Source organism: Pseudarthrobacter sp. 902506025, from assembly GCF_040702325.1.
Taxonomy (GTDB): Bacteria; Actinomycetota; Actinomycetes; order Actinomycetales; family Micrococcaceae; genus Arthrobacter.
This window is the reverse complement of record NZ_JBFBKW010000023.1, coordinates 1-4779: the sequence shown is the minus strand read 5'-3', so window position 1 is coordinate 4779 and position 4779 is coordinate 1. Positions and strand designations below refer to the sequence as shown.

The window sequence follows — 4779 nt, the reverse complement described above, 5'->3', positions numbered from 1 at the left end:
CGGCACGATTCGGCAAATTCAACCAATTACATACATAATCGGTATCAACAAACTTGGCACACTATTGAGTTCTCAAACAACAGACACACCCGGCATCACCCAAACCAACGTTCAGGATCGCTCCGGAGCAACTTTTCAAACTTACCCGATCCCACCCGGCTTTGCAAACCACGTTTCCGTGACCCAAAACCTCCAGGATCAGCCCCCACCCACCAACAGCACGCACAAAAAGCGAACCATTTTCCAGGCCGTTCAAAAAGGGGGGTTGGCCGCTATTTTTCCGCTTCAGCGGCGGCGACTCAGAAAACAATACCCGCACACAACCCCCACCGCAAATTGAACCAAACCGTACCCCAGGGGCCTCCTAAACCCCGGAATACCGCGGTTTTTGGTTGCTTAGGCGGGGCTCCGGCGCCAGTTTGCCGGCTTTATGGAGTGGCTCACATCTGCTGCAGGCCGTTCCCAGTTACCCGGAGGACCACGTCGAAGGCCGCCGTCCGGGGCTTCAACCGGTATGGCTCCAGCACGCCAGGCCCGCACGCTGCCGTCCCCACACCCCTCATGGCATGGTCAAGGTAGATGTAGGTGCGCCCGTCCGGAATGAGATCGGGCCTGTGGGTGGCTGCTGCCAGGGCCTGCATGCTGTATGGCCGGACTGTCAGCGCAAAGGGCGCGCCGCAAACGTGCAGCTCCCTGCCACCCGCGCTCAACACCGCGGACCGCACTCCGGACCGGGCCCCCGACTCCTGGGGGCGGACGTACTCCACGTCCAGGCCGGCAAGGGGCAGCTCGAACCATCCTGTCCGGGTGCCCTGCCCGGTGTCCGGGTAACTCTGGTGCGGGCCCTGGCCGAACCAGCCCACGGTGGTTGTCCCGGCGCCCAGCACAAGCTCCAGCCCGATCCGAGCCCACTCCACCTCAAAGCCGGCGTTGACCCACTCCCCTACCGGCGTGACATGGGTCCGCAATGCCAGGGAGCCGGCCCCGCTGGTCCACTCATAGTCGACCAACACTCCGAACTGCTTGTCCGCCGCCCCCATGCGCGTGCTGACGCGAAGGTGCTCGCCGCCGTCGGGCGTTGTTTCGGCGCTGATGCCCAGCAGGCGGGTGTGCAGCCGGTCGAGTCCCGCCTCCTTCCACTGGGTGGCAAGGGGCCGCTCGTCCGCGCTTCCCCACTCCCGGCCAAGGTCGTTGTCCGTGGGTGCCCACCACAGGACCAGGCCCAGCTTTTCCACGGGCAGGCCCCCGATGCAGGTGGGCATGCCGGTGGCCCGGTCGAATACGGCAGGACCCAGCCGGAGTTCCTGGTCGGTGACGTCAACCGGTTCTTCGGCCGGCGGCATGGCGGGTGGCTGCACCGCCCTGACTGCCTGCCCCCACGCCACCTCATGGCCGGCAGCAGCCCAGGCAGTGTCCGAGGCAAGTACGGCACTGACCGTGAGTACGGCCGGCTGGCTCTCCGGCAGGCCCGCCACATACCGGGCCACCTCTGCCGGCAGCTCCACGACGGCCTGGGACTGCGGTGCGAGCGGCGGAACTGCCACCGATCCCTCCAGCTGCGTGCCGCCGTCGTCCTCCACCTTGTATTGGAACCGCAAGGCGGATGTGTCGGCAAAGTCCTGGCCGTTCCGCACGGTGAAGCCGGCCCAGGAGTCTGCCACCCCGATGTGCAGCGGTTCAATCACCTTCTTGAAATCCAGCAGGCCGGGGCGGGGGTTGCGGTCGGCATCCACCAGCCCGTCCGTGACGAAGTTCCCGTCGTGGATCTCCTCACCGAAGTCCCCGCCATAGGCGAAGTGGTGGCCGCCGCCAGGGGAGGGGACGGTGATCCCGTGCTCAAGCCACTCCCAGACGAAGCCGCCCATAAGCCGGGGATACCGTTCGAACAGCTCCTGGTACTCGCTCATGCCGCCGGGCCCGTTGCCCATGGCGTGGACGTATTCGCACAGCATGAACGGCATGGCGCGGCGCCGCGCATCGAGTGCGGCATCCTCCAGGGCCGGTTCAATGCCCCGCCCGATGAGCTCCGTCTCGGCCTGGCTGGCGTACATCCGTGAGTAGACGTCCACGTCTGGCGAGGACCAGTCACCTTCGTAGTGGATGGGACGCGACGGATCACGGTCCTTGGTCCAGCGCGACATGGCCGCCAGGTTCCTGCCGGTGCCCGCCTCGTTGCCCAGCGACCACATGATCACCGAAGGATGGTTTTTGTCGCGCTCCACCGTCCGCTGCATCCGGTCCACCAGCGCAGCCTCCCACCGCGGATCATCGCTGGGGTTTTGTGCCCAGCCGGCGCTGTGGAAGCCGTGCGTTTCCAGGTCGCATTCAAGGACGACGTAAAAGCCCAGCCGGTCCGCCAGCGCAAGGAACTCGGGGTGCGGCGGGTAATGCGAGGTCCTGATGGCATTGATGTTGTGCTGCTTCATCAACCGCAGCTCGGCCTCCACCACATCCCGCGGCACCACGCGGCCAAGCCGGGGGTGGTGCTCGTGGCGGTTTACGCCGCGAAGCAGGATCCGCCGGCCGTTCACTTTGAACTGGGCGTCCTCGATGGTGATGCTCCGGAAGCCCAGCTGCAGCGAGACAGTCTCGCCGGGGGTGCTGACAGTGGCGTCGTAGAGGCGTGGGATTTCAGCGGACCAGGGCTCCACGCCGGGGATTTGCTGCTCCACCCCGGCGGCCAGCTCGAGGCCAAGTTCCGGAACGCGGACGACGGCGTCAATCGCCTGCCCCGAGCGGGTCACCTCAACGCGGAGTGAGCCGGCGCCCGTTCCCGGGTGGTAGCCCGCGTGGACAAAGACATCGTCGATCCCCTGCGCCGGCCGGCCCTGAAGCGTTACGTCCCGGAAGATGCCCGGGAGCCACCACATGTCCTGGTCCTCCACGTAGCTTGAGGCGGAGAACTGGGCCACCCGGACCGCCAGGGTGTTGGTTCCTTCCACCAGGACGCCGGAGACATCGAATTCGTGGGCCAGCCTGCTCCCGCGGGTAGACCCCAGTTCCACCCCGTTCAGCCACACGGTCCCGGCCGAATCGATGCCATCGAACCGGAGCACGGCGTGCGGGAGGAACTCCGGGCCTGCCTCAAAGGCCACCAGGTGGTCGCCGATGGGATTGGCATCCGGCACGTGCGGGGGTTCCACCGGGAAGGGGAACTGGACGTTGGTGTAGGCCGGAGAGCCGTGGCCATGCATGTTCCAGCTCGAGGGGACGGGAAGGGCAGTGAACCCGGACAGCCCGTTGCCGCGCTGCCACCCGTCGTTGGGTGCGGTCCGGATGCCGGGGCTCAGCCGGAACTGCCATTCCCCGTTCAGTGAGAGCCTGGGTGCGTCGGATTCGAGGTGCGCCCGCGCTGGAAGGCTTCCCCGCCCCGGTGCCGGCGAGGCCAATTCCCTGGCCTCCGCGGCACCAAGCTCCAGGAAGCGGGAGGGGGCCGTGGCTGTGGCGGCGGAGCCGTAACCGGCAGTTCCGGCTCGGTTGTGCAATGGCATGTGTCTTCCTTGGCGGGGAGGAGTACGGTACGTGAACGTTCACGGTGCTGCAGAAGAAGCCTAACCGTTCGATTTCCATTTGAGTAGGGGTCAGGCGGACTGCCGGAGGACAAGCTGATGCCGGAGGGTCAGGAAGGCCTCGGGGCTGCGGTCCTGGACTGGGCCGGAAAGCAAGCTGTCCACGAGTCCGACGGCGGCGCGGCCCACCGCGTGAAGGTCCAGCGAGAGGGTGGTCAGCTCAGGGGTGAGCAGCTCCCCGAGTGGTATCCCGTCCATGCCGATGACCGGACAATCGTCCGGGGCAGACCTGCCAGTTCCCTGGAGCGCCTTCAGTGCGCCTGCTGCCATCAGGTCGTTGAAGGCGAGAATGCCGTCGACGCGCCCCCCGCCCGTCAAGAGCAGGGCGATCGCCGATTTGGCAGCGGCCGCGGACGGCTCCGCCGGCAGGCGGGTGAGGTGCACGCCTGCCTCTTCGGCCTCGGCCGCTGCTGCCGCGCTGCGGCTGCTGGCGTTAGTGCCTTGGTCCGAGTCCAGGAAGATGATGTTCCGGCAGCCCCGGGACGACAGGTGCCTGAGGGCGAGCCGGGCAGCGTGACGGTAGTCGAAGGCGATTCCTCCGGCGGTGTCCGTGCCCGGGTAGTCGATGGCGACGACGGGGCGCCGGCCCATCAGCGCCTGCGCTTCATCGGGGTGCGGCGCAAGGTAGCCGATCAGCGCATCCACCTGGGGCGCAAGCCGGGCAGCGGCAGTTACGGCGCTGCCGGTGCCATGGCCGTAATCGTCAATCACCACGTTCCAGCCACGCTCGGTGGCAGCCTCCACCACGCTGGAGGCGAAGGCCGGAAAATACGGGTTTGTCAGGTCCGGGATGGCGAGTCCTACGGAAGTCCGGGCGCCCTGCACCAGGCCCTTCGCAAAGCGGCTGGGGATGTACCCCATTTCCGCCGCAAGTCCCTGGACCCGTTCCCTGGTTTCCTGGCTGATGCCGGCCATGTCATTCATGGCGCGGGTCACGGTCTGGCGTGATACACCGGCTGCAGCTGCCACATCCAGGATGGTGGCCCGCTTGCCCCTGGGTCCTTGGATCTGGGGGGTCATAGACGGTAAGTCTAGGCGGCTGAGCCACATGCGCCAGTAAATGTGGCTGGTGAGCGCGGGTTTTGGGGACCGTACCTGATGGAGCAGCCCAAGAATGTTTTGTTTGTTAAATGTGGGAGGCCCCAACCGTGTGGTTGGGGCCTCGACCATTAATAGTTGTTCCGGCGGTGACCTACTCTCCCACACCCTC

General features: G+C 66.3%; 3 protein-coding genes. 1 reads left to right on the top strand and 2 read right to left on the bottom strand.

The window, feature by feature from the left end:
- On the top strand, nt 1–340 hold a 340-nt coding region (locus AB0280_RS21460), incomplete at its 5' end, for a hypothetical protein (RefSeq protein WP_307493481.1).
- Between the two features lie 100 nt (nt 341–440).
- On the opposite strand, the gene AB0280_RS21455 is transcribed toward AB0280_RS21460, so the two are convergent.
- Complete coding sequence (locus AB0280_RS21455; protein WP_224023627.1) at nt 441–3491, bottom strand: glycoside hydrolase family 2 TIM barrel-domain containing protein; 3051 nt, start codon at nt 3489–3491, stop codon at nt 441–443.
- Between the two features lie 90 nt (nt 3492–3581).
- Entirely contained in the window at nt 3582–4589 is a 1008-nt protein-coding gene (locus AB0280_RS21450; RefSeq protein WP_307493479.1) for a LacI family DNA-binding transcriptional regulator, read from the bottom strand.
- Between the last annotated feature and the right edge of the window lie 190 nt (nt 4590–4779).

What these genes read in the sequence shown, in the direction of transcription:
- AB0280_RS21450 (WP_307493479.1), bottom strand. Translation starts at nt 4,589, where the DNA reads ATGACCCCCCAGATCCAAGGACCCAGGGGCAAGCGGGCCACCATCCTG.
- AB0280_RS21455 (WP_224023627.1), bottom strand. Translation starts at nt 3,491, where the DNA reads ATGCCATTGCACAACCGAGCCGGAACTGCCGGTTACGGCTCCGCCGCC.